Origin of the sequence: Exiguobacterium sp. AB2, assembly GCF_000696055.1 — a bacterium.
GTDB classification, from domain to species: domain Bacteria; phylum Bacillota; class Bacilli; order Exiguobacteriales; family Exiguobacteriaceae; genus Exiguobacterium; species Exiguobacterium alkaliphilum.
The window spans coordinates 1-532 of record NZ_JNAA01000105.1; the positions used below are offsets into that span (position 1 = coordinate 1).

Below are 532 nucleotides of genomic sequence, written 5' to 3' on the forward strand. Positions count from 1 at the left end.
GAGGCTGGGACATAACTCAGTAGATTTATAAGAAAGAGGCCACCTGGCGCGACTCGTTCGCGCCAGGTGGCCTCTTCTCCTTTTTATGGGTTCTTACGCACATTTCGATATAAACAGATAGGGGCGACCTCTGATAAAGTTAAAGTGACCAAACCATAACTTTGGAGGTGCCCCTATGTACAAAGAGTATACCATGAACCAGTTGGTTTTGCCCCTAGATTTAGAAGTTCGGCTCCCGGAGAACGACATCGCCTTCGCCGTCCACGACCTCGTCGAACAGATCCCGGACGAGGCGTTCGAGACGTTCTGGCGAACGACGGGCTGCCCGGCCTATCACCCGCGGATGATGATGAAGATCGTCCTCTGCGCGTACACGCAGTCCGTGTTCTCGGGTCGGAAGATCGAGGGCCTTCTCAAGGACAGCCTGCGCATGATGTGGCTCGCCCAGGGACACGAGCCGAGCTATCGGACGATCAATCGGTTCCGAGTCCATCCGGCCGTCGCCCCGATCCTGAAGTCCGCCTTCGTCACG

Annotated in this window: 1 protein-coding gene; it reads left to right on the forward strand. The window is 56.0% G+C overall.

What is annotated here, in order from left to right; genetic code table 11:
- Positions 1 to 175 precede the first annotated feature (175 nt).
- The coding region (locus DI14_RS12600) for an IS1182 family transposase (protein ID WP_034809092.1) at positions 176 to 532 on the forward strand (357 nt) is incomplete at its 3' end.